Origin of the sequence: Neisseria sp. HMSC055H02 (assembly GCF_001813335.1) — a bacterium.
GTDB classification, from domain to species: domain Bacteria; phylum Pseudomonadota; class Gammaproteobacteria; order Burkholderiales; family Neisseriaceae; genus Neisseria; species Neisseria sicca_C.
The window spans coordinates 1-1,951 of sequence record NZ_KV812112.1 but is presented as its reverse complement, the minus strand read 5'-3'; the positions used below and the strand labels follow the sequence as shown (position 1 = coordinate 1,951).

Annotated in this window: 1 protein-coding gene and 1 pseudogene; both read left to right on the top strand. The window is 45.4% G+C overall.

Annotated elements, in window-relative coordinates; translation table 11 throughout:
• Positions 1-1,520: pseudogene (locus tag HMPREF2907_RS13595) on the top strand (hypothetical protein); the annotation flags it as partial.
• Position 1,521: 1 nt separating this feature from the next.
• Positions 1,522-1,866, top strand: a complete 345-nt coding sequence (locus HMPREF2907_RS08690) for a hypothetical protein (protein ID WP_070682186.1) — start codon at positions 1,522-1,524, stop codon at positions 1,864-1,866.
• Positions 1,867-1,951: the final 85 nt, after the last annotated feature.

Sequence of the window (1,951 nt, the reverse complement as noted above, 5' to 3'; positions counted from 1 at the left end):
TGCAAAGGGAAGTAACGCAGGAGTTCGGCAAAAATGCCGCACAAACCACAGCAGCCGTTTCCGACAAACTCGGCAATACCCGAAGCTACGAACGGTATCAGGCAGCCAAAACCCTGCTGGAGGCCGAACTGCAAAATACGGACAGCGAAACCGAAAAAGCTGCCATCCGCGCATCCCTCGGTCAAGTAAACGCCTACCTTGCCGAAAACCAAAGCCGCTACGACACCTGGAAAGAAGGCGGCATAGGCAGGAATATCCTGCACGGAGTGGCAGGCGGACTGACGACGGGCAACCTCGGCGGCATACTGGCCGGCGGCGGCACTTCCCTTGCCGCACCGTATTTGGACAAAGCGGCGGAAAACCTCGGTCCGGCGGGCAAAGCGGCGGTCAACGCACTGGGCGGGGCGGCTATCGGCTATGCTGCGGGCGGGAATGCAGGCACGGCGGCAGTAGGGGCGAATATCGATTGGAACAATAGGCAGCTGCACGACAGCGAGATCAGAAAAATTAAAGATAATGCCGCCAAATTTGCCAAACTTCATCCCGGCATTTCCCAACAGCAGGCAGAAAAGCGGCTGGTGGCGCAAGCCATGCGTCAGGTCGATGCGGCTTATTATGCCAAACATGCTGACACCGACACGGCGGCGGAACAATTCCTGCGCAGCATAGCGGGAAGTTTCAAAGCCGACGGGGAAACGTTCCTGGATTTTGCCCCAATGAAGTATTACAGAGACAGCGGTAAATTTGCCGAACAGCAGGGCTATAGGGAAACGAGGGAGCAGTTGAAAAGAAATGCGGTTTCCAGTTATACGGAAAGAAGCCGGCAGATTCGGAACAAAACTTTTGATACTGCTACAGCAGGAGTGGGTAAAGGCATAGCCAACCTGCCGTCGTCCTATCTAAACGGCTTCATCGGTCTATATAACGGCACTATCGGCAAACCGGTCGGTAAGGAAGCACCGTATGTCCCAGTGATCATGGAATACAACAACCCTGTCGAAAAAGAGGTAGGTGATTGGGCTGCCGACAAAGTTGACAGAGCATTAGGCATGATAACCGGGATTAGGATCGGTGCTGTCTCGCCGGGAAGGAGTGTATGGAATAAGAACGGCAAAACCGGTGCTGGGCAAAAGACCGGGGGGATGTCCGTCCTCGATGGTGAGATGGGATTTACTCAGCAAAATAAAGCTGGTGGAGCAGGTAGAGCTAATTTGTATAGTCAAAATTGGCAAGAAGCAGATTTAAATGCGGCAATAAGAAAATTTGTAGGGACAAACCCATCAGTTAGCTTTACCCCTAAAGGTAAGGCAATTTATCAGGGGCAAAATGGGATCCAAATTATTCATGATATTGAAGGAAATTATTTTAGAATTTTAGATACTAAAATATCTGGAAAACGACCTTATTTGGATTTGAATGGTAATATACCAAATAATAAAATTAATGCGAATGGTAATCAGCAGGGGCGCACTCAAGCTGAATATAATGGAGTAACACATTTTAAGATAAGGAGTCATTGACATGAAACAGATAATAGTCCCGTTAAGTGCTGAAGCTATGAAAAAATTAGATCACGATCAAGCTGATGATAATGAACTATATGTATTTAAACTTTCAGAACAAGAGGTTAATTTGTTATTTGAGAAAAATTTCTTCGATGAAATAAATGAGATAATAGATACATATATAGATGATTATGAGGATGAAAAAATAATTGATTTAAGAAAATTAATTATTCTAAAAAATTTTTTACAAGATAATTCCCATCAGGCATTGACAGATATCCCTCCGAGAATATATCAAAATATTTTATTTTTAACTCAACTGGCTATTTCCAAACAGACAGGTTTATTTTTCTTTTTTTAAATGACAAGTGCATTTGGAAATGCAAACCATAGCCCATATGAAATCTAAACTCAACAAGTAGCATGTGTGCGGAACGCACGCATGC